General features: G+C 51.6%; 20 protein-coding genes. 17 read left to right on the top strand and 3 right to left on the bottom strand.

Features of this window, described 5'->3' with window-relative positions:
• From SP99_RS12325 to SP99_RS12255, 17 genes are all read left to right on the top strand, one after another.
• Positions 1 to 2,007 (top strand): lipase family protein, encoded by a 2,007-nt coding sequence (locus SP99_RS12325; protein ID WP_047958785.1) that lies wholly within the window; start codon positions 1 to 3, stop codon positions 2,005 to 2,007.
• Positions 2,000 to 2,788, top strand: coding sequence for a hypothetical protein (locus SP99_RS12320; protein WP_047958784.1), 789 nt, complete (start codon positions 2,000 to 2,002; stop codon positions 2,786 to 2,788). Before SP99_RS12325 ends, SP99_RS12320 begins: the two co-directional genes overlap by 8 nt.
• Before the next feature lie 108 nt (positions 2,789 to 2,896).
• Positions 2,897 to 3,136 (top strand): hypothetical protein, encoded by a 240-nt coding sequence (locus tag SP99_RS25050; protein WP_231584233.1) that lies wholly within the window; start codon positions 2,897 to 2,899, stop codon positions 3,134 to 3,136.
• 11 nt (positions 3,137 to 3,147) lie between these two features.
• Entirely contained in the window at positions 3,148 to 3,702 is a 555-nt protein-coding gene (locus SP99_RS25045) for a DUF2345 domain-containing protein (RefSeq protein ID WP_231584232.1), read from the top strand.
• Positions 3,703 to 3,750: 48 nt separating this feature from the next.
• A complete protein-coding gene (locus tag SP99_RS12310) occupies positions 3,751 to 5,691 on the top strand; it encodes a lipase family protein (protein WP_047958783.1) in 1,941 nt (646 codons plus the stop codon).
• Positions 5,684 to 6,454: a hypothetical protein gene (locus tag SP99_RS12305; protein WP_047958782.1), complete on the top strand. Its 771-nt coding sequence runs from the start codon at positions 5,684 to 5,686 to the stop codon at positions 6,452 to 6,454. Before SP99_RS12310 ends, SP99_RS12305 begins: the two co-directional genes overlap by 8 nt.
• Before the next feature lie 3 nt (positions 6,455 to 6,457).
• Positions 6,458 to 6,973, top strand: coding sequence for a hypothetical protein (locus SP99_RS12300; protein WP_231584231.1), 516 nt, complete (start codon positions 6,458 to 6,460; stop codon positions 6,971 to 6,973).
• Between the two features lie 470 nt (positions 6,974 to 7,443).
• The gene (locus SP99_RS23760) at positions 7,444 to 7,710 is read left to right on the top strand and encodes a PAAR domain-containing protein (RefSeq protein WP_072060298.1); all 267 of its coding nucleotides are present in this window, start codon (positions 7,444 to 7,446) and stop codon (positions 7,708 to 7,710) included.
• A gap of 3 nt (positions 7,711 to 7,713) precedes the next feature.
• A complete protein-coding gene (locus SP99_RS12295; protein WP_047958781.1) occupies positions 7,714 to 8,874 on the top strand; it encodes a hypothetical protein in 1,161 nt (386 codons plus the stop codon).
• Complete coding sequence (locus SP99_RS12290) at positions 8,861 to 12,265, top strand: ImcF-related family protein (protein ID WP_047958780.1); 3,405 nt, start codon at positions 8,861 to 8,863, stop codon at positions 12,263 to 12,265. Before SP99_RS12295 ends, SP99_RS12290 begins: the two co-directional genes overlap by 14 nt.
• Complete coding sequence (gene tssA / locus SP99_RS12285; RefSeq protein WP_047958779.1) at positions 12,265 to 13,848, top strand: type VI secretion system protein TssA; 1,584 nt, start codon at positions 12,265 to 12,267, stop codon at positions 13,846 to 13,848. The genes SP99_RS12290 and tssA overlap by 1 nt, the downstream gene beginning before the upstream one ends.
• A 20-nt stretch (positions 13,849 to 13,868) precedes the next feature.
• On the top strand, positions 13,869 to 15,632 hold the full coding sequence (gene tssF, locus SP99_RS12280) for a type VI secretion system baseplate subunit TssF (RefSeq protein WP_047958778.1): 1,764 nt from the start codon (positions 13,869 to 13,871) through the stop codon (positions 15,630 to 15,632).
• Positions 15,587 to 16,690, top strand: coding sequence for a type VI secretion system baseplate subunit TssG (tssG, locus tag SP99_RS12275; RefSeq protein ID WP_047958777.1), 1,104 nt, complete (start codon positions 15,587 to 15,589; stop codon positions 16,688 to 16,690). The genes tssF and tssG overlap by 46 nt, the downstream gene beginning before the upstream one ends.
• Positions 16,671 to 17,207, top strand: a complete 537-nt coding sequence (tssJ, locus tag SP99_RS12270) for a type VI secretion system lipoprotein TssJ (RefSeq protein ID WP_176472217.1) — start codon at positions 16,671 to 16,673, stop codon at positions 17,205 to 17,207. Before tssG ends, tssJ begins: the two co-directional genes overlap by 20 nt.
• Positions 17,200 to 17,652, top strand: a complete 453-nt coding sequence (gene tssE / locus SP99_RS12265; protein WP_047958775.1) for a type VI secretion system baseplate subunit TssE — start codon at positions 17,200 to 17,202, stop codon at positions 17,650 to 17,652. Before tssJ ends, tssE begins: the two co-directional genes overlap by 8 nt.
• Positions 17,633 to 18,148, top strand: a complete 516-nt coding sequence (locus tag SP99_RS12260) for a hypothetical protein (protein WP_231584230.1) — start codon at positions 17,633 to 17,635, stop codon at positions 18,146 to 18,148. Before tssE ends, SP99_RS12260 begins: the two co-directional genes overlap by 20 nt.
• Positions 18,149 to 18,192: 44 nt before the next feature.
• A complete protein-coding gene (locus SP99_RS12255) occupies positions 18,193 to 19,509 on the top strand; it encodes a VasL domain-containing protein (protein ID WP_047958773.1) in 1,317 nt (438 codons plus the stop codon).
• On the opposite strand, the gene SP99_RS12250 is transcribed toward SP99_RS12255, so the two are convergent.
• The 3 genes from SP99_RS12250 to SP99_RS12245 all read right to left on the bottom strand — a co-directional run bounded on the left by SP99_RS12250 (position 19,487) and on the right by SP99_RS12245 (position 21,718).
• Entirely contained in the window at positions 19,487 to 20,053 is a 567-nt protein-coding gene (locus tag SP99_RS12250; RefSeq protein ID WP_025759500.1) for a DJ-1/PfpI family protein, read from the bottom strand. The genes SP99_RS12255 and SP99_RS12250 overlap by 23 nt on opposite strands.
• Before the next feature lie 217 nt (positions 20,054 to 20,270).
• The gene (locus tag SP99_RS24635) at positions 20,271 to 20,411 is read right to left on the bottom strand and encodes an Ecr family regulatory small membrane protein (RefSeq protein ID WP_053060152.1); all 141 of its coding nucleotides are present in this window, start codon (positions 20,409 to 20,411) and stop codon (positions 20,271 to 20,273) included.
• Between the two features lie 74 nt (positions 20,412 to 20,485).
• Positions 20,486 to 21,718, bottom strand: a complete 1,233-nt coding sequence (locus SP99_RS12245; protein ID WP_047958772.1) for a sensor domain-containing diguanylate cyclase — start codon at positions 21,716 to 21,718, stop codon at positions 20,486 to 20,488.
• Positions 21,719 to 21,802: the final 84 nt, after the last annotated feature.

Raw genomic sequence — 21,802 nt, 5'->3', positions numbered from 1 at the left:
ATGATTACTGCTGTATCCTCACTCTGCCGTAAAAATCCTCATGCTCCATGCGAAGAGCAGAAACCCTACTGGGTAGAATTTCAACTGGTTGATGAGCAGGGCGATCCCGTCGCGGATATGCCATGGACTGCTGAAAGTTCTCATCCAGTTTCCGGACCAGTCGATAACTTTACGTATACAGGCCAAAGTGATGCGAATGGGCTTATTCGCATTGATATGCCACATGGACTTGAATTGACGCTGAAATTAGAATCGACTGCTTTAGTAAATGAAATGGAGAAGAGATCGCTTCGCCCAGGTAGAGATGAAGAAACCGATTCTTTAGTTAGACAGCCTGCAGTAGATGCCGGTCATATCTGGCACTACGCCGTAATCGGTGAAATTAGTTCAGGTTATCCTAATATCGAATTGCATAAAGGCGAAACCTTACCATCCTTCCATTTACCACCTAACAAATCTTTCAAAGGGCTTACCGTCCGGACAAATGAACTTGAAAAGCGGCATATTATTGAAATTTGCCCTTTTAGAGCATGGGAGTTGGTATTGCATCACCAAGATGAATATTCAATGGAAAATGCCATCAACCTCGGAGCAAGTGCCTCTCTAGCTTATGCCGATGATAAAGCACTCCGGCCGGAATCAATAACGCGATTTTATATAAACCAGTGCCAAGATTTATCGCGTTTACCTCAGCTCCATAAAGGCGGTTTTAGTTACAATACACTAGTGCAGGATGTACCATTTAGTGAGCGATATAATCCTCCTGTTTTCATGGATACCTCTAGAGACACCTCGAAGACTGATAATAAAAGTGGCAGCACCTCTGGAGGGGGGAGTTCAGCAAAACCAAAAGGCGATACTCAACTTTATTATGTTTACAATACAGATAAAGTCATTGTCGCATGGAGAGGGACTGCAGGGTTGTATGATGTCGGAACGGATCTGGCATTTAGTCCTGTTAGCACTGAGGTATGTGATGTAAATAAAACTTTGTGCACAAACTTGAGTCCTGTTGGAAAAGTGCATGATGGATTCCTAAGTGGATATAGTAAATCTGAACGGCTTTTTTCTTCTGAGTTTGATGAGCTCTTAACTTTAATTAGAGCACGAAATTTATTTGTTTGCGGCCATAGTTTGGGGGGAGCACTTGCATTAATTTACTCTGCTGCACTAAAGTCTGAAAAACCTTTGCTCTATACATATGGTATGCCCCGTACCTTTACCAAGGAGGCAGTTCAGCAGTTATCCAAAATCACCCATTTCCGTCATGTAAATGATAATGATCCCGTCCCAGCAGTTCCACCCGAAGCGAGTTTAGATAATGCGTTATATAACCTCTGGGGACCACTTGGGAAAACTTTAGGGATGCTGTGGTCTGTTGGAGAACTTCTGGCTTACCAAGCTATATCTTGGGGGGATTGCTTTTGGCACCATGGTAATCCAGTTGTATTTCTGACTGCGACACAAAGTCGTGAGTGGCAAGAATGTAAAACAAGTTTGCCCATACCTGCTGGTTGCATAAATTTAAAAAGGCTTCTTCCGATAAAAGCTAAATTATATCTTGTTCCTTCTTTGTCGGACCAAGAGATGCAAACTGCAGGCCGTAAACAAAAGGAGTTCAGAGGGTCACTAACGGCTAGCAATCTGGAAGAGATTTTTCCTGACGGACAAAACCCCGACCGTAGAGCGGATTTAACATTTGGTGATCATTTCATGACTTCGTATATGCCTTACATGAATAATAAATTATTGGAACTAATAGATAATGAAGGATTGGTTGAGAACCGGAATTTTACTGAGCATCTATATAATGTAGATCGTTTTAAAGAGCAAATGTCGGAACATAAAGATGATATCCCTGAAAAGGAATATGAAAGAAATGAGATATTCCTTAACATAGAAGGGTTATTGAAGGCATCACTATCACCCACTCTGTCTGAATCTTATGGGAATGATGCGCTAGTTCGATTTGCCATTTATGGTGACGAGGTGATTGAAAATGCTTAATAAAAATAAATTCATTTTTTTACCGCTTGTCTTTTTTATAGTCGGAAGCTGTAGTCATGCCACAAACAATGCAATTTCCCCTCCAGCGGATACCAAATGGGTGACTGTTGAGGTTAGTAATCCTTCAAAATACACAAGACCATTTCCTCTTGAAGTTAGATATATTTCACGTGAATGCCAGAAAAAAAGAGTGAACGGATTTGATGGTTCTGTGGATGCGGAATCAAGCTATAATGTTATTAAAGTACCTTTGCAGCAGAATGGTGATAAATGGAAAGGTACAGTCGCTATGACTGGCGGGGGAGAGTGTGTATGGAGCTTAAGCGCAATCAATGTGGGTGTTGAATATATAGATGCTACACATCTTGGGAATGATTTAGCGCCTGGAACTGCGGTTGGTGTAATTATTGCTTTTGATGCTGATGCTGCGCGAAATGGACAATTTTATACAGTAGCGGGGAATGAGTTTAATTACACTCCAAAATACTATCCTTTTATAAAAAAATGGAAGGATAGCCCACAATCTACTATGCGGGATAAATTATATCTTTTCGGTAAGGAAGATGCGTTTTGGAAAGTGAAGTTGGACTATAAACCTAACGAAAATCTTTTAATAAATTACAACCCCTCTATAGACGAAACTAAAAAAGTATTGATGATATTCCCTAATAAGAAGGGGAAAGAAGCTATGTACTCTTTTGTCTATCCAGATGGGAGCGTCATTTCATCAAAAAACACAACACCTGATTTTAGTAAAGTCGACGGGACGAGGGGGGAATAATCAGCTAACCAAATTCGGGCATAACGTCAACGCGAGCAGGATTCTTCGTGGTGAAGGGGCGAGCTGCGCACTAACGACTGGGTCAGCGTTCGTGGTGGTAAGGGGGTTTTGCTTACTGCAGATGCTCAGCCCGACGTCGGCAGTAAAATGCTTAAAATGGACAGGGCTGTAGAACAACTGGAACAGGCACTCACGCTGGCAAGAAGCCTTCAGGCAGCCGTGAAAGGGGCCCAGGCAACGGTATCTGACTTCGACAGCCAAAAGACGCTAAACAGCTCACTGAAATATCTGAAAATGCCAAGGAATCCTGGCCAATGCACCGGCTGGAATAGGCATTCTCAGTCCTGAGGCTGTCCGACTTGCTTCAGGCGGGGCAAGCATTAGCCTTATGTCAGGTAAAAAACACGGATATCAGTACCGGGCAATCATTCACTGTAGCGGCAAGCGAAGCTGTAAGTTTGTTTGCACAGGCTGCAGGAATGAAAATGTATGCGGGGGCAGGGACGGTTGATATTCAGGCACAAGCTGATGCCATGAATGTCTCAGCATTACAGGACATCACAGTCGCCAGCGGTCAGGGAAGTGTGAAGGTTAATGCCAGCAAGGAACTGATATTAAGTTGCGGGGGCGCATACATAAAACTAAGCGGCGGGAATATTGAACTGGGATGTTCGGGGAATATTTTGCTGAAAGCAGCCAATGTTAATCAGACAGGTCCTGCCAGATTAGATACACCGCCGATGACTTTCCCGAAAGGGTACAGCGAAGGGTTTATCACAACGTCATCTGCCAGCGGAGCAGTAAAACCTTTCACCACATATAAAATACGACGGCTGAAGGAGATGTTTATGAGGGTGTTTCCGGTGCAGAAGGAGAGACTTCTCCAGTATTTACGTCTATGCCATCGCAGTTAAAAATCGAATATCCGCGCAATATTGCTGATAGCCAGGAGGGCGAATAAAATGACTACTGCTGTATCCTCACTCTGCCGTAAAAATCCTCATGCTCCATGCGAAGAGCAGAAACCCTACTGGGTAGAATTTCAACTGGTTGATGAGCAGGGCGATCCCGTTGCGGATATGCCATGGACTGTGGAAAGCGTTCATCCTGTTTCTGGTCCGGTGGAGGGATTCACTTATTCTGGTCAGAGCGATGCTGACGGGCTAATCAGAGTTGATATGCCGCATGGTCTTGAGCTGAAACTGACACTTGACAGTAACCAACTGACAAAGGAAATGGAAAAGCGCTCTCTTCGCGTGGGTGGTAGAGATCCTCTAAAAGACTCAATTGTTCGTCCAAAAACAGAGAAAAATGGCTATGTGTGGCACTACGCCGTCGTAGGCGAATTATGTCATGAGCAACCTGATTTACAATTAAGAGATGGGGAAGAGTTACCCTTATTTCATTTTCCAATCAGTAGTTCATTTAAGGGCGTTAAGGTCAGAACAAATGAACTTGAAAAGCGCCATGTGATCGAAATTTGTCCGTTCAGAGCCTGGGAGCTAGTGCTCCATCACCAGAATGATTACTCTATGGCAAATGCTATTAATTTAGGGTTAGCCTCAGATCTAGCATATGATGATATAGATATCATCACGAAATATTTTATTAATCAATTTCAGGACCTATCGACAATACCATCCCGAAAAATCGGTAAATCAACTATTAATGCTTTAGTTGTTGACGTACCTTATGCTGATAGATATTTTCTTCCAATAGATATCGATTCGACCAAAACTGATGCCCCTGAAGGGGATACGCAGCTTTACTATGTCTACAACAATAATAAAATTATCATAGCGTGGCGTGGAACTGCCAGCTTAACCGATGGGATAACTGATGCATCATTTAGGCCAGTAGAGTCCGATAGTTGCAACATCAAATCGGAATGCACTTCATTAGTTCCTGCTGGGAAGGTGCATACTGGCTTTTGGGAAGGCTATACCTTAATTGAACGAATGTTTGAAAAGCAACTTAATGAACTACTTAATAAAATTGAAAGTAGGGATTTATTCATTTGTGGTCATAGTTTAGGAGGATCGCTGGCATTAATTCACTCTGTAAGATTAAAGGATAGTAAACCACTTCTTTATACCTATGGTATGCCGAGGACTTTTACTAAGAATGCTGTAGATGCATTATCAAGTGTTATTCATTATCGCCATGTAAATGATCAAGACCCAGTACCATCTGTTCCGCCTGAGGCTGATCTGGATAATCAATTGTATAAATTATGGGGCCCATTGGGAACAACACTTGGTTTCTTATGGTCTGTCGTTGAACTCACTGCCTGGCAAATAGTAGAGTGGGGTGACTGCTTTTGGCATCATGGAAATACGGTCGCATTTTTAACTACAACCCAAAGTAGAAAATGGCAACAATGTAGTATTGAACTTCCTTACCCAAGAAATTGTATGACCATTCAGGCAAGGCTTCCTGAAAAAGTTAAGCTCTATCTTGTACCTTCATTGGCACTTCAGGAAGCTAAACAATCCGGGCAAGATCAAAAGGCTTTTAAAGCTTCGCTTACCAAGGAAGATCTTAAAGAATTTTTCCCCGAAGGCATGAATCCGAATAGAGGTGTGCCTGCTAATGTTGGAAATCATCTTCTGACATCATATATGCCATATATAAACAATAAATTGCTAGGATTAACTTATGAAAAAGGGTTGAGTGACGGAAAAGTCTTCACTGAGCACGCTGATAAAGTAGTATCCTTTGATTTACAAATGGATCGTTATTCAGGTGATATTCCTAAGGATGAATTTGACAGGAATAAAAAGTTTCTTTTACTCGAGGATTTGCTAAAGGATTCGCTTAACTCAACTCTTTCTGTTGCATCCGGGGTTGATGCTCTTAAAAGATTTGGTTATTATGGTGAGGAAGACATAGAAAATGTATAAGAGATTAAATTTATTTATCTTGCTCCAGGTTGTGTTTTTGTTAAATGGATGTGCTCAGGCAACTGACAGAACATTATCACCACCATCGAATACTGAATGGGTAAATATCGAGATAAAAAACCCTTCATCGTATACAAAACCTTTTCCTCTCGAGGTGCTCTACGTATCAACGACGTGTAAACGTGAGTTGATGAGTATGCGGGATGGCAAGCATTATGAGAAGGTGGGACTCAATCCAATAAAAATCCCCCTTCTTCAGGTAAAGAATTCCTCAGATATATGGATTGCAAAAATTGCAAAAGATGGTGGAGGTAAATGTAATTGGAAATTAAGCGAATTCAATCTGGGTATTGAATATATTGATGCTGCTCATCTCGGTAAGGGTTTAGTTCCGGGAACTGCAGTTGGCGCAACAATTGCGTTTGATGACAATGCAACAAAAAATGGTCTCTTTAAGGTATTTGAAGGTTCTTCGCTCGTTTTATCTCCTGAGTACTATCCCTTGATACAAAGCAATAAGCGCATCAGCACAGACGATATGTTAAATTTATTTGGTGAGAAAGATTTCATGCAAATAAAGATGATTTCTTCTGCCAAAAATATTCAGCTAAAATTTAAGCCAACTCTTGATGAGTCTAAACTGGTTAAGATGATTGCTCCAAAAGAGCATAAAGTTGGAGCGTTTTACAAGATTGTCTATCCAGATGGTTCAGTAGTGTCCGATGGAACAACTCACCCTGATGTAAATAGATTAAAGGATTAACTTATGCGAAAAGATATAAATAAGTTATTCCTTAGCACTCTAGTGTTGTTTATTGTTGGCTGTGTCAATGCGGATGATCGTACCCTTTCACCAGCCGCGAATACTCAGTGGGTTAATGTTGAAGTAAGGAATCCTTCACATTATACACGACCTTTCCCTCTTGAAGTATTGTACATATCCACGACGTGCAAGCGTAATTTGATGAGTATGCGGGATGGCAAGCATTATGAGAAGGTAGGATATAATCCAGTGAAGATTCCGCTTCAGAAACAAAATGATTCTAATATATGGATTGCAAAAATTGCAAAAGATGGTGGTGGACAATGTAATTGGAAACTGAGTGAATTCAATCTGGGTATTGAATATGTTGGTGTAACTCACCTCGGTAAGGAGTTAGTGCCAGGAACTGCAGTTGGCGCGACAAATGCCTTTGATGATAATGCAACGAAAAATGGTCAGTTCAAGATAGTTCATGGCGACGTTATGTTGTCTCCAATATATTATCCGTATATAAGATAGCGAAGATTAAACTCCACTGAGACTAGCCTATCTTTATTAGGTGAGCAGAATTTTATTTCTTTGAGAGGGGATGCAATAACTAAAGTGAGTTTTATGCCTTCATTAGATGAAACGAAAATAACTCGATATATCGGTGTGGAAAAAAAGAACCTGGAGCTCATGCGAAGATAATTTATCCAGACGGAAGTGTGGCACCAGAAGGTACAATTATTCCTGATTTTAATAAAATCAACATGAAGTAATGATTTGTATTAGTGGGGTTTTTTAGGTTGTGACGCAGATTTATTTATGGTGATGATATAGTAAGATACCAACTGATGATCTTATCGTGCAATTAAAGGTGTATATCCTTGGATAATATATCACTGATGGCAGCGATATATCTGATGGAACTGTGCGTCCCAATTTTGATTAAGTCGAAAAGAAGAAATTTAATTGCTTCTTTGTTTTTTATTAATCGAGAATTAAATATGACAAAAGGTTTGGTTTTACTCGGCGATAAAACAACGCATGGCGGTAAAGTGATCTCCGTCTCCTCCAATATTACAGTCGGCGGTAAAAAGGTTGCTTTAGTTGGCGATTTGGTTAGTTGCCCGATCATAGGGCATGGAACCAATCCCATCGTGGAAGGATCACCACACCGTACCTTTAACGGTCGTGCTGTTGTCGTCGATGGCTGCAAATGTCAGTGCGGTTGTAAGGTCATTTCGAGTGCGCAGAATAGTACAGTAGGGTAATCAATGGGCTGGGAAAGGTCGAAACCAACAGCAATGGAGTTACATCCTGAACCCTCTTTTATGGGATGGGTTTTCGCAGGAGGAGTTGCCGCCGTTGTCGGCGTTTTGCTGTTTATGCTTCATGCGTCTGGCATGGTTAAGGCGCTGGTTGTATTCAATATCTGGTGGCTGGCATCCAGCCCGGTTCTTGGCTGGTTTTTCTTCTTTTGTTTGCGGGGCTGGCTCTGGGGCAAAACGGTTGATGAGCATCGTTTTTTGCAGAAGGAAGCTGAATATGGGCAACAACAATGGGAATCTTGGGCAGGACGTTATCTGGCGGTGCTGGGTAGCAGCATACTGTTACCTTCAGGAGTGACCGCCGATGCTATCGCGAAATCAGAGGCATCAGACGCGCCACAACTTCTTTCACTGACCAGCCATTTTGACGCTCAGTCTGTGGCTTCTGACTCCTTGTTAGAGTTGGGGCTTGCCAGTGTGCAAAACGCAATCGCGATACTACCTGCTACAGTACCGCTTAACATCACTGTTGTAAGCGACGTTATTTCTGCAGATTTCGATTCTCAAATTCGTAAAGTCTGGGGAAGCCTATACCCTGATCGCGCCATCTCTGGTTCTGTTTCTTTTTGTGAAACTCTTTCTTTTGCCTGGGTCGAAGAACGCCTTAAAACCCCGGTTCTGGATATTGATTTCATCCTGGTATTGCAGAAGCATGGGGGCGGGCGATATTCCGATGCACTGGCGAGTATGCTTCTTACCAGCGATGATGTTGCGGAAAAATACCAGCTTTCACACTCCGCCCGCATATTGCGACCGATGCCGCTGGACATGACAAATTTCAAGGCTGATATAGGTTTGTTCCTCGAAACACAAACGATCGCCTGTCAGACTTCAAACGTATTTTGTGACTATGGGCACTGGAATGACTGGTTTGCTGATCTAATGACCGCGTCTCAATCACATCTGACACCGTGGGTGCCGCAGGAAATTGATGTACTGGAAAAATATAACGGTATTCCTGGGGGCGGCAGTGCGTGGCTTTTAGCCGCATTGCTCTCGGATATCGCCACAGTCAGTCAGGCAACTGTTTTAGGTCTGTTTACTTCCGGAACTGATCGTTTTGTCAGTACCGTTACTTCAGGGAGCAATAATAATGACGCCGGTTAGTTCATGGAGCAGAGGAGGGTTTGCCGGCATCGTAGCGCTGGTCTCACTCGCTATAATGGGTTTGATCCTGCATTTTGGTCCTCAGTATGGTCTCGATACACGCCTGAAGCAGGCGATGGCATTTGCGGCTGTGTGGCTTGTCCTGTTGATTATTCGTTATACGCCGGTTGTATTCCGATTTATGCGGGAAAAATATCACCGCTGGCGAGAGCAGAAGAACAATGCGTTACCTTCTGATGAATCAAGGGTTGCCCGTACTGCACCACGCAATGTCACCGTCGACACCCTCCGGGCAGCCATGCGCAACCTCTACGGCCGTCGCTGGGGCCGTAAAACGCGCATCCTGCTGATAACCGGTACCGTTTCAGAGGTGGAGCAACTGACCCCCGGCTTGACAGGCCAGCTCTGGCAGGAAGATCGCGGGACATTGCTGCTGTGGGGCGGTGACCTCAATACCCCAGCCGACAGCGCCTGGCTGACTGCACTGCGTAAGCTGCGCCGTCGTCCGGTGGATGGTCTGGTATGGGTCACCTCAGCCTTTGACCAGCTTTCAGCGCCGGGACTGGAGCAACCACTACCGGTTCCCTCGGAAAGCACCATGGATTCCCTGTCTCATGCCATCAACAGTCGCATGGATGCGCTGGGCTGGAAACTCCCTCTGTACGTCTGGTCCCTGCATCCGCGCGCCGGTAAACCGGAAGGACGCATCGTGCAGGCGACAGGCTGCCTGCTGCCCGTCGGGCGCCGTACAGAGGGGTTAACAGAACAGCTTGCTGCCCTGACGCCGGAGTTGATTTCGCAAGGCCTGCAGCAGACCTGTAATGATGTGAAACACAACTTCCTGCTGGCGCTTGCCGACCAGCTTATCCGCGAGCCGGAGAGTGTGACTGCGCCGCTGTCGGTGATGCTCAGTTCGTACCGTCCGCTGCCGCTGGCCGGTGTGGTGTTCAGCCAGCCTTCTGCCGGTGCAGAGCGTGACGTGCAACATCACTGGGGCATGGACAGGCGCTGGGATGTGCTGCCTGAATCGGTCCGGATGCTCCCTGCCGCGTTGCGTCCCGTTAAGCCTGGCATTCCGTGGCGCACGGTGATGGCGTCTGTTGCTGCGCTGACGATGGCGGGCTGGGCGGTGTGGATGGGTATCGCGTATGTGGCCAACCGCAGCCAGATTAAGGCCGCGAATGCCCAGGCTGCGCTGGCTTTCCGACAAAATCAGCCGCCGGAGCAGCGCCTGCACGCGCTGTCTGAACTTCAGAAAACACTGGCCCGCCTGCAGTACCGTTCAGAGCACGGCGTGCCGTGGTATGAGCAGGCCGGGCTGAGCCAGAACAATGCACTGCTGGCGGCACTCTGGCCACGTTACCAGGACAGTGCCTTTCCGCTGCTGCGTGATGCCGCCGCGGTTCACCTGCAGACCCGGCTTAATGCCTTTAATGCGCTGCCGCCGGATAGCCCGCTGCGCGAGCAGAGGGCAAAAATGGCCTATGACCAGCTGAAACTTTATCTGATGCTGGCGCGTCCTGAGCATATGGATGTGGCCTGGTTCAGCAAAGCACTGCTTCAGTCCTGGCCGAAACGTGACGGCGTGAAAGACGGTATCTGGCAGGGCATGGCTCCGTCGCTGCTGTCGTTCTTTGGCTCGCAGCTGGTCACGCATCCGGAGTGGAAGCTCCGTGCCGATGAGAACATGGTCAGTCAGGCGCGGTCGCTGTTGGTTCGCCTGATGGGCGTGCGTAACAGTGAATCGACGCTGTACCAGAAAATGCTCTCTCAGGTGGCGCATCTCTATGTGGATATGCGTCTCGAAGACATGACCGGCGATACCGATGCTGCCCGCCTGTTTAGCACCACGGAAATTGTACCCGGGATGTTTACCCGCCAAGCCTGGGAGCAGGCGGTGCAACCTGCTATTGAAAAAGTGGTGAAGGCGCGTCGAGACGAGCTCGACTGGGTGCTGACTGACAGTAAACGTCCGGTCAGTCAGCAGGATGAAATCTCTCCGGAAGCACTTAAAAATCGCCTGACGGCGCGTTATTTTGCCGATTTTGGTGGTGCATGGCTGGAATTTCTCAACAGCTTGCGCTGGAACCCGGCAGCCACACTGTCGGACTCCATTGACCAGCTGACCCTGATGGCCGACGTGCGTCAGTCGCCTCTGGTGGCGCTGATGAACACCCTGAACGTGCAGGGACGTACCGGACAGACCGGCGAGGCGATTTCCGATTCACTGGTGAAATCAGCCAAAAACCTGCTGGGTGGTGACGATAAGGACGCGATTGACCAGAGCGCCGGCGTCCATGGTCCGCTGGATGCGACCTTTGGCCCGGTACTGGCGCTGATGGATAAAAGCCGCACCGGCGAACAGGTGCAGAGTCTGCAGTCATACCTGACCCGGGTGACCCAGGTGCGTCTGCGCCTGCAGCAGGTCACCAATGCTGCTGACCCGCAGGCAATGACCCAGACCATTGCTCAGACGGTTTTCCAGGGCAAAGCTGTCGACCTGACCGAAACCCGCGACTACGGCAGCCTGATTGCCGCCGGTCTGGGGCAGGAGTGGAGCGGTTTTGGCCGCTCGGTATTTGTGACTCCGATGGAGCAGGCCTGGCAGCAGGTGCTGACCCCGGCGGCGGAGAGTCTTAATGCCCAGTGGCAACAGGCGGTGGTGGCTGAGTGGAACAGTGCCTTTGGCGGTCGTTATCCGTTCAACAACGCCACCAGTGATGTTTCTCTGCCGTTGCTGGCGAAATACCTCAATGCGGATTCCGGGCGGATTGCCCAGTTCCTGCAGACGCGCCTCAGGGGTGTGCTGCATAAAGAGGGTAACCACTGGATGCCGGACAGTATCAACTCCCAGGGGCTGGTGTTTAACCCGGCATTCATTAATGCCGTCAACACCCTGAGCCATATCTCGGATGTGGCCTTCACCGAAGGCAACGCCGGGATGAACTTCGAGCTGCGTCCTGGCACTGCCGATGGTGTGATGCAGACAGACCTGATTATCGATAGCCAGAAACTCACCTACGTGAACCAGATGCCGACGTGGAAGCGTTTTAGCTGGCCTGCGGATACGGAGGCGCCCGGCGCGGTCTTAAGCTGGATAAGCACCCATGCCGGGACCCGCCAGTATGCTGATATCCCCGGCGGCTGGGGCTGGATACGCCTGCTCGATAAGGCTGTGGTCAGCGCTTACCAGGGGGCCGACAGCAGCTACAGCCTGAGCTGGAAAGCCCCGGATGGTCGCGCGCTCAATTACACCCTGCGTACCGAAGCGGGAGAGGGACCGCTGGTACTGCTGAAGCTGCGCAACTTCCGCCTGCCGGAGACCATCTTCAGCACAACCGGCATGGCCGTGTCAGACCCTGTTACCGCTGATGAGGGGGAGAATTACTGATGAACATGCTGAACGCCTTACTCAGCGTCTGCCAGGCCGAACAGGTCCCACTGCTTGCCGCCACCCGGGAACGCGTGGCGCATTGGGAGCGCTGGCTGCAGCCGCTGTCCGGTTCATCGCCCGCTGGTGAAGACCCGGGCTATGATGATGACTTCCAGCAAATTCGCGAGGAAATCAATAAGCTCTCTGGCGCAGACACTGCGCTTATCTGCCAGCATGCAGAAAAGATTTTAACCACCGTTGCGAAAGATATCCGTGTGGTAACCTGGTACTGCTGGGCGAAACTTCACCGGGAAGGTGAAAAGGGGCTGGCTGAAGGACTCGAACTGCTGGCCGGGCTGATAGACCGCTTCGGTGCGCAGTTGCATCCCCGGCGGGAACGCAGCCGCACGGCAGCGCTGGAGTGGCTGGCCGGTTCGCGTATGACCGACTCCCTTTCCCTGTACCCGGAAGTGGTCCGGGAAGAGGCCGTGCGTACCACCGGGGCGCTGCTGCTGATAGCGCAGCTTACCGAAAACGAGCCGCCTGAACTTAATGCACTGTATGGTGCGCTGGAAAGTCGTCTGCAGAAGGCAGGCGGGGTGGATGCGGTGGTCCCGCAGAATGCGGGTATCAGTGACATACCTTCCATGGCGAGCCATAGCGATGCCCCGGCTATCGGGCGGATCACCTCCGGCCAGGATTTGCTGGCGCAGGCCCGGACGCTCAGTGAATACCTGCGCGAACAGACTGACGGCTGGCTGTCAGCGCACCATCTGATGAAAAGCCTACGGCATGACACCCTGTGGGCCATTCCGGCCCCGGATGCACAGGGCCGTACGCGCATCGAACCGCCACGGGCGGACCAGCGCGCGCTGCTCAAACGCCTCTACCTGCAGCAGAACTGGGCTGAGATGCTGGAAACGGCCGACAGCGCCTTTTCCCGTGGTGCTAATCACCTGTGGCTGGATTTGCAGTGGTATATCCATCAGGCGCTGACGAAAACCGGGCAGGAGACACTGGCCGACATCATCGCCGCTGACCTCAAAGGGCTGCTGACCCGCCTTTCCGGGCTCGAAACGCTGGCCTTCAGCGACGGCACGCCGTTTGCGGATGAGGTGACGCTGAACTGGATCCGGCAGAGCGTGCTGGACACGGCGGACGGGTGGGGTAATGACATGCCCTCCGCGCACGTGTCCAGTGGAAACGATGACATTCTGACGCTGGAGCCGGAAGCCGTGGCGCTGGCGGACAGCGAGGGCCCGGATGCGGCGCTGGGATGGCTACAGACCCGCCCGGGCATAACCACTGAACGCCAGAAGTGGCTGCTGCGCCTGCTGATGGGGCGTATTGCTGAGCAGTACGGCAAAAATGACCTGGCTGTACACCTGTTTGCAGAGCTGGGGGAGCGAGCCGGTGAGATCACCCTTAGTGTCTGGGAGCCTGAGCTGCTGTTTGAAGTACAGGCCCGGCATCTGAAACTTCTGCGACTGAAAGCGGGTCGCAGTGAAGCTGACAGGGCCCGTCTTACACCGGTGATGGATAAGTTACTGGCCGGGCTTATTGCCGTTGACCCTGCCCGCGCCGCCGTTCTTTGCGGTTAGATCCACAGGAAAAAGAATAAATGGAAGATTTGACCCTGCGCTATTTCGACGCAGAAATGCGCTACCTGCGTGAAGCCGCGAAAGAGTTCGCACAGACTCACCCGGACCGAGCCGCGATGCTGGACCTGGATAAGGCCGGGCCCCCCGACCCGTATGTTGAACGCCTGTTCGAAGGGTTTGCCTTCTCGGTGGGGCGGCTGCGTGAAAAGATAGACGACGACCTGCCGGAACTTACTGAGGGGCTGGTCAGCATGCTCTGGCCACACTACCTGCGCACCATTCCGTCGCTTTCGGTGGTGGCACTGACCCCGGCGCTGCATGCCATGAAAATGGCGGAAGTGGTGCCCGCAGGCCTTGAGGTGTACTCCCGACCGGTGGGGCCGAAGAATACCGTCTGCCGTTATCGCACCACCCAGGAAGTGATGCTCAATCCCCTGAGTATATCGGGTGTTACCATGACGACGGAGCCTGACGGTCGCTCCCTGTTGCGGATGCGCTTTGCCTGCAGCCGTCAGGCGGACTGGTCCGGTGCAGACCTCAGCCGCCTGAGCTTGTATCTCGGGGCGGGTGCCCCGGTCAGCAGCCAGCTGCACCTGATGCTGACCAAACGGCTGGCGGCACTGTACCTGCGCCTGCCCGGGCAGCCTGACCGTATTCGTCTTGACGGATATTTCTCACCGGGTGGCTTTGCGGAGGAAGACGGACTCTGGCCTAAAGGGGATACCGCCTTCAGCGGCTACCAGTTGCTGCTGGAATACTTCACCTTCCGGGACAAGTTTATGTTTGTCCACCTCAATGGCCTTGACGGTATCACGCCGCCTGCTGGGGCCGAGTATTTCGACATTGAAGTCGTATTCAGTACGCCATGGCCGTCTGACCTGCCGGTTACTGATGAGGCCGTTCGCCTGCACTGCGTACCTGTCATTAATCTGTTCACCCTGGAAGCGGACCCGCTCACCATCACCGGGCTTGAAAGCGAGTACCTGCTGCGCCCGAAACGTCTGCAGGACGGACATACCGAGATTTATTCTGTCGATTCAGTCACCGGCTCAAACCGGACCCATGACGCGGAGTACGTCCCGTTCAGTAGTTTCCGCCACAAGGGCGGGATGATGCGTCGCCACGCGCCGCCACGCTACTACCACACACGCGTGAAGCGCAGCGTGACAGGGCTGTATGACACCTGGCTTATCCTCGGCGGACACCAGTGGGAAGAAGACCGCCTGTTTGAGCGCGAAGCCGTGTCGCTGCAAATCACCGGTACCAACGGTCAGTTACCGCGCCGGGCTCTGCAGAGCACACTGCTTGACCGCTGTGAACAGGTGGTCAGTACACCGCTTTCGGTACGCAACCTCTGCAGGCCGACGCTGCCCGTCTACCCGCCTGCGGAAGACCGTTTTCACTGGCGGGTGCTGAGTCACCTGGGTTCCGGGTTCCTGAACATGATGAGTACTGCTGAAGTGCTGCGCGGGACGCTTGCGCTGTACAACTGGCAGGAGGATGAACTGAACACCCGCCGTCTGGAGGCGATACAGCAGGTGACGCATCACCGCCTGCAGCGGTTCGAGCAGGGTTACCTGCTGCGCGGGCTGGATATCGAAGTCACGCTCGACAGCAACGGTTTTACGGGGGAAGGGGACATTCACCTGTTTGGCGAAATGCTCAACCGTTTCTTCGCGCTCTATGCAGACATGAACCAGTTCAACCAGCTCACCCTCATCGTTCAGCCAGAAGGAAAATGTATCCGGTGGAAAGAGAACCACAGTCCGCGGCTGCCCGGCTGACAGCGCAGCTACGGCAGTACCTGCCGTACATGAACTTTTATCGCTTTTGCCAGCTACTGGAGCAGAGCCAGCCGGGTCAACCGGTTACCGGCAGCACCTGGCAGGTTAAGCGTGAGCCGGTGCGCTTCCAGCCCCATCCCGGGATGGGGTTCCCGGCTTCTGAAATCAAAGGGGTGGAATTACCCGAGCATCCCCATCTGCCGCCGACGGTGCGCATCACCTTCATGGGGCTCTACGGCGTGGAATCGCCACTGCCGACGCACTATACCGACGATATCACCCGGCGACGGGAAGGGTATGAGGCCACTGCCGGTTTCCTCGATATCTTCAACCACCGGCTGATTGCCCAGTACTACCGTATCTGGCGTAAGTACTCGTATCCGGCAACCTTTGAAGAAGGCGGCAGGGACAAAACCTCGCAGTACCTGCTGGGGCTGGCTGGGCTCGGGATTGATGGCTGTACGGACAGCATCGCCGCGCCGGCTTCACGCTTTCTGGCGCTGCTGCCGGTGATGCTGCTACCGGGACGCACGGCGGAAGGCATGGCCTCTCTGGTGCGTCTGCTGGCGCCCAACTCTCAGGTAAAAATCTGGCACCATGACAAACGCCGTGTACCGCTGAAGAATCCGCTGGCGATGCATGTTCGCCAGCCGGTTACCCTGGCAAACCACCCGGTGATGGGCAGCTATGCCACCGACGTGAATAGCCAGGTGCTGATGCGCCTGACCACCACGGACCCGGCGGAAGTGACGGGCTGGTTACCCGGCGGCGAGCTTCACACGGATTTGCTGGCGCTGCTGCACGTTTATCTTGGTTCACGCCTCGATGTCCGCCTGCAGTTGTGTGTCGACCGCAACCTGTTGCCTGACGCGACGATAAACACTCAACCCGGAACAGGCGCGGTACAGCTGGGCCGCACCGCCGTGATGCGACCGCTGAATGCAGCAAACACCGCCACACACACCAAAATAATAACCATCAATCTTGGCCGCTATGAGCGGATACAAGAACATATTCACCGCAGGGAGACCGATGAAGATGGCGATTACCGCTGGTAAATTTCCCCTGGCCGCGCTGGCCGCGGGGATTTCACTGTTACTGGCAGGCTGTGGCCTGACCCAGAAAGTCACGGACGGTACTGTCGCTGTGACCAAATCCATATTTTATAAACAGGTGAAAACCCTGCATCTCGACATTCGCGCCCGTGAGGCAGTGAACCACAACGCCGGTGGGGTGGCGCTGTCGACGGTGGTGCGTATTTATCAACTTAAGGAACGTAAGACGTTTGATAGTACGGATTACCCGTCACTCTTTAATGCCGACAGTCAGGCTATCAGAGCAGACCTGGTGGCGGAGAAAGATATCCGTCTGCAGCCGGGCGGGGCGGTAATGGTCGATATGCCGATGGACGAAAAGGCACAGTATGTGGCGGTAGCCGGAATGTTTATGTCGCCGGACCAGGAGAACAACACCTGGCGTGTAGTACTGAGCCGCGATGAGCTTGATCCGGACAAGGCTCGGGTGATTGAAGCGGGTGACAACCGGCTGACGCTGAAGGCACTGAAAGATGAGTGAGCCCTCCCGTCCATCGCTGTATGAAACGCTTTACGGCAACTTTACCGGCGGCCTCGATCTGCATCAGGTCAGCGAAGAGAATCAGGTCATCCTTTCGGTACTCGACAACATGCAGCGCATTCTGAACTGCCGCGCCGGCACGCTGGCGCACCTGCCGGACTACGGTCTGCCGGATATGACCAAAATTCTGCAGGGCATGCCGGGTACCGCGCATGAACTGATGGGAACGTTATCGGCTGTATTGCTTAAGTACGAACCGCGGCTTAAGAAAATTGATGTGGTTCTGCTTGAGCAGACTATTCCGGGTGAGCTGCGTTATGCGATTGATGCTGAACTCAGGGGGATTGGTCTGGTGCGTTATGGCACGGCGTTTATGCCCGAAGGCCGTGTGCTGATCCGTCACCTCAAACAGCAGCAGTATCTTGATGCCCGGACCCGCCTCTAATCTCCAGACGGACAGTAAAAGCATGACGGCAAAAGCACGATTTTTAAGAAAACTGCAGGACCAGCATCCCCGCTGTGAAGCCTTTGACACGAAGGCGGAAGCGGATATTGCGGCGTTTCGCCTGCGAATCAGCCAGCTCCAGGCGTCAATGGACACGTGGCTTGCCGGAACAGAAATCCGCACGGAAGCCACAGCCACTGCGCTGGTTGAATTTCTCATCGGCGGGAGCGCGTTTTCGGTGCCGGGTATCACCCTGCACTACGGAAAGCGAAGTATCCGGTTTACCCCCATTTTCCTGTACGGGCCGGGCGTGACCGGCTGTATTGAAGCTTGTCTGCATGCGCCGGACGCTATCCGGCCCCTGTACCGTTTGTTTATGCGCAGCGGCAGGCAGAATGACTGGACCTGGTGTCCGGCAGGCGTGCAGGGCGGCGATCCTGCCCGGTTTGATGAAGAGGCATTCTTTACGATGATTGCCCCTTTGCTTCCTGAGTAAACCCTGAGCCTGACTCTGGCTCGCTTTTTCCCGGAAAATGAAACATGCATGACGAACAACCCCGCCCGGTGAGAACCGGCGGCGATCCGCGTTCACTGCCTCAGTTTACGGCGCTGCGCGACGAGATGAGCAAACTGACACACCCGGCACGTCCGGACGTCGACTGGATGCAGGTGGAAAAACTGTCGCTTTCCCTGTTTGAAATCAACGGTGTTGAGCTGCAGACCGGTGCCTGGTATACCCTTGCCCGCAGCCAGCTGGCGCAGGTCAGGGGGCTTAACGAAGGGCTGGCCATCCTGACAGCGATGCTGAGCTACCAGTGGGCTCAGTTCTGGCCGCAGCCGGTGCAGGCCCGGGCTGAAATTCTTAATGGACTTTTTCAGCGCCTGCAGAAACTTTTCCGCACCTGGTCACTGCAGCCTGCTGATTTCACAGCACTAGAGCTGGCTGAAAAGCAACTGCAGGCGCTGGACGACATTCTGAAGCGTCAGGAACTCAGATACGCCTGTAACCCGGCATCCCTGCTGCAGCAAATATGCACTGCCTTAAGTCGCCTGGAAAACGGTGCTCTGCATGAGAAGACCTCCCGGGGTACTGCTTTGCCTGAGGAAGCGGTGCGACCTGCCAGCCAGCTGGTCTATGTCATCCATAAGGAGCCCGAGGTCAGGGTGCGGGTGGCAGAGATGCCAACAATTAAAGCAAAACGGTGGCTCGTCTTTGTGGCTGGCATGGCAACCTCGCTGGTGCTGGGCGCAGCAACGGCTTTTGGGTGGCAGGTCCTGCATCAGCCGGATGACGCCACAAATACCCTGGCCGCCTCCGTTGCCCCGCTGCCAGAACCCATGACTGCCCCGCAAATCGATGCCTTCAGAAAGACGGATAACAGCCGGACAGAATCTGCCATCTGGCTTGAGCGAATAACGAATCAGGTCAACGGGGTCATGAACCAGTCGCCGGGATGGCGGCTTCGCTATGCCCAGGGACTGGTGACGCAGGCAAAATCCCTGTGGCCGGACGACCCGGCAACCCGTGAGCTGGTAAAACGCTGGGAGCAGTATCAGATGGCCCGGACGCTGCCCGCCAGCAAGCTCCAGGGCTGGAATGAGGGAATGACGCAACTTCAGGCGCTGTCGGCAAAGCTGGATGCGCTGGATCACCAGAAGGGAAAATACCTGACGGGAAGTGAACTGAAGACGATGGTCTGGCAGATAACCCGTTCGTTTGCCAGTGCAGTACCGGCAGAAGAGCAACTGCGGCTGCTGGTTAGCGCACCGGGGGAGGGTAACACCCCCGGAGTCAGTATTGAGGAAGCTTCACGACATCTGGATTCTTTGAGCTTTATCCTTCTAACAGCGCAGTAAACTTCGCCAGCCACTGCGGATGCGCAGGCCAGGCGGGGGCGGTCACCAGGTTGCCGTCAACATGGGCCTGATCGATGCCGATACTGGCGTAATGTCCGCCGCTGAGACGGACCTCAGGCGCACAGGCCGGGTAGGCGCTGCAGGTCCGTCCCTTCAGTATGCCAGCGGCAGCGAGCAGTTGCGGGCCGTGACATACCGCGGCAATCGGTTTACGTGCGGCGTCAAATGCCTGAACCAGCTTTAACACATCCTCATTTAAGCGCAGATATTCGGGCGCTCTGCCGCCGGGGATCAGCAGGGCGTCATAATCCTGCTCTTTAACGCTGGAAAAGTCGGCGTTAAGGGTAAAACGGTGGCCGGGTTTTTCGCTGTAGGTCTGCGCGCCGTCAAAGTCATGGATCGCCGTTATAATGTAGTCGCCCTTCGGTTTGTCGGGGCAGACTGCATCGACCTGGTGGCCCACCATCTGTAACGCCTGAAAAGGCACCATGGTTTCGTAATCTTCGGCGTAATCACCCACCAGCATCAGGATTTTCTTGCTCATCATTCCTCACCTTTATCAACAAAGATGATTAAGATATAGCCTGGCGTGGCTGAATTGCCGGAAATAAAAAAGCCCGTCAGAGAACGGGCAACATAAGCAAGTGAATAAGTGATTCGTTATCAACGTTGTTGGAGGATAACGACGCGTATCTTACGCGGCAGTACGGCATGCAGGTACCTGACAAATTCGGTAGGTGAAACAAGAGATTAAACGTGCGTTATGGGGCATCGAAGGTCGGGTAAAGGGTATTTTCCAGAAACGCGACGAAATACCAGATTTCACCGCTAAAGATAAACCATAAGCCAAATATAATAAGGAATAAAATAATTATGGTGAGTATTATTTCTGTTTTTCCCATTGCAGATTCTACCCACCTGAAATTATTTTATCCGAGGCAGGCATTGTAGCGGGGCTTTGTCGGATACTCCAGTTTCATGCCGCAAGGACTTTATTACGTCCGTCATTTTTAGCGCGATACAACGCATCGTCGACACGCTTAAACAGCTCATCAATACTCTCACCCTGATTATGTCGCGCAACGCCAATGCTGACGGTAAAGCGGGGCAACCCCGGAAGCGTTATACGGGCAACGTCCGCACGGATCGACTCGGCAATCTGCAGCGCAGTGTCGAGAGGGGTACGCGGCAGTAAAATAACGAACTCTTCTCCCCCCCAACGAAAGACCAAATCCTCTTTTCGGCTGCAGGCTTCCAGCGTTCGGGAGAGCGCGATAAGCACCTCATCGCCCTTCAGATGACCGAACAGATCGTTGATGTTCTTAAAATGATCGGTATCCACCAGCAGCAGGCTAAACTGCTGCTGCGCGGGAAGATGATTCAGGTCGCTTTGATCGGTAATCGCGTAGAACTGGCGCCGGTTGAGTAATCCCGTCATGGAGTCACGTAACGCAGCATGTTCCAGCTCCTGCTCCAGCCTTTTTTGCTCGGTGATATCGTGGATGATGCACAGCATCAGCTTGTCACCGTAGATCTCAATGGGGCCGGCATACGTCTGAACATGACGGGTAGTGCCATCGGCAAGACGGTGAACAAAGTTAAGCGGTTTATGGCCACCGGGCAGCGCGGCGATCGCCGTCATAATGGGTATCACATCTCGTCCCAGGGTATTTATCTCCCAGGTATGCTTACTGCACATATCATCATGCGAATAACCATAAAAATTCAGCGCGGCCAGGTTAGCATCGACGATCTGGCCGTCACGCGCAGGATCGATTAACAGCATCGGTGCGCTGTTGGTCTGGAAAAAACGGGCGTAAAACCCCTGTTTTTTCCGCCGGTAGGTTGCCGAGCGGCTGGCCTTCAATCCTGTGAGGAGTTGCGGGGTGAACCCCTCGAAAACAATCACATCTCCCCAGGGGGCGTAACGGGCCAGCGAGAGACGGCAACTTAACGGTGTATCCTGCCCATCCCGGCTTATTGTCCAGATTTCGACGATCTCCTGCTCTGTTTTCAGTTCAGAGACATACATCGACAGGAGGCTTTGCGCCGTTGCGGAATAGGTGCCTTTACGCAGCGCATCGAGAGTTTTATCACTCATGACCTGCAGAGCGGCCACATTGGCAAAAATAATCTGTTCCGACACGGGTGAAATGAGCCACACGGGAGTTTTAATAACATTCAGCGCATCAAAACAAGGTTGCGACATAGGCGTTTCCTGCTCATCGGCACACTGTGCCTGACCATCATGACCGAATTAACTCGCGTGTACTCATTTGAAACATACTCTACT

The sequence above is a fragment of the Enterobacter sp. BIDMC92 genome, from assembly GCF_001030225.1.
Taxonomy (GTDB): domain Bacteria; phylum Pseudomonadota; class Gammaproteobacteria; order Enterobacterales; family Enterobacteriaceae; genus Enterobacter; species Enterobacter sichuanensis.
This window is presented reverse-complemented; position numbering and strand designations above follow the sequence as displayed.

Bases quoted from the DNA above. Each gene is read 5' to 3' on its own strand.
- tssA (WP_047958779.1), top strand. From the start codon at position 12,265: ATGAACATGCTGAACGCCTTACTCAGCGTCTGCCAGGCCGAACAGGTC.
- tssJ (WP_176472217.1), top strand. From the start codon at position 16,671: ATGGCGATTACCGCTGGTAAATTTCCCCTGGCCGCGCTGGCCGCGGGG.
- tssF (WP_047958778.1), top strand. From the start codon at position 13,869: ATGGAAGATTTGACCCTGCGCTATTTCGACGCAGAAATGCGCTACCTG.
- SP99_RS23760 (WP_072060298.1), top strand. From the start codon at position 7,444: ATGACAAAAGGTTTGGTTTTACTCGGCGATAAAACAACGCATGGCGGT.
- SP99_RS12245 (WP_047958772.1), bottom strand. From the start codon at position 21,718: ATGTCGCAACCTTGTTTTGATGCGCTGAATGTTATTAAAACTCCCGTG.
- SP99_RS12320 (WP_047958784.1), top strand. From the start codon at position 2,000: ATGCTTAATAAAAATAAATTCATTTTTTTACCGCTTGTCTTTTTTATA.
- SP99_RS12300 (WP_231584231.1), top strand. From the start codon at position 6,458: ATGCGAAAAGATATAAATAAGTTATTCCTTAGCACTCTAGTGTTGTTT.
- SP99_RS12290 (WP_047958780.1), top strand. From the start codon at position 8,861: ATGACGCCGGTTAGTTCATGGAGCAGAGGAGGGTTTGCCGGCATCGTA.
- SP99_RS12250 (WP_025759500.1), bottom strand. From the start codon at position 20,053: ATGAGCAAGAAAATCCTGATGCTGGTGGGTGATTACGCCGAAGATTAC.
- SP99_RS12295 (WP_047958781.1), top strand. From the start codon at position 7,714: ATGGGCTGGGAAAGGTCGAAACCAACAGCAATGGAGTTACATCCTGAA.
- SP99_RS12260 (WP_231584230.1), top strand. From the start codon at position 17,633: ATGCCCGGACCCGCCTCTAATCTCCAGACGGACAGTAAAAGCATGACG.
- tssG (WP_047958777.1), top strand. From the start codon at position 15,587: ATGTATCCGGTGGAAAGAGAACCACAGTCCGCGGCTGCCCGGCTGACA.
- SP99_RS12325 (WP_047958785.1), top strand. From the start codon at position 1: ATGATTACTGCTGTATCCTCACTCTGCCGTAAAAATCCTCATGCTCCA.
- SP99_RS12255 (WP_047958773.1), top strand. From the start codon at position 18,193: ATGCATGACGAACAACCCCGCCCGGTGAGAACCGGCGGCGATCCGCGT.
- tssE (WP_047958775.1), top strand. From the start codon at position 17,200: ATGAGTGAGCCCTCCCGTCCATCGCTGTATGAAACGCTTTACGGCAAC.
- SP99_RS12310 (WP_047958783.1), top strand. From the start codon at position 3,751: ATGACTACTGCTGTATCCTCACTCTGCCGTAAAAATCCTCATGCTCCA.
- SP99_RS24635 (WP_053060152.1), bottom strand. From the start codon at position 20,411: ATGGGAAAAACAGAAATAATACTCACCATAATTATTTTATTCCTTATT.
- SP99_RS12305 (WP_047958782.1), top strand. From the start codon at position 5,684: ATGTATAAGAGATTAAATTTATTTATCTTGCTCCAGGTTGTGTTTTTG.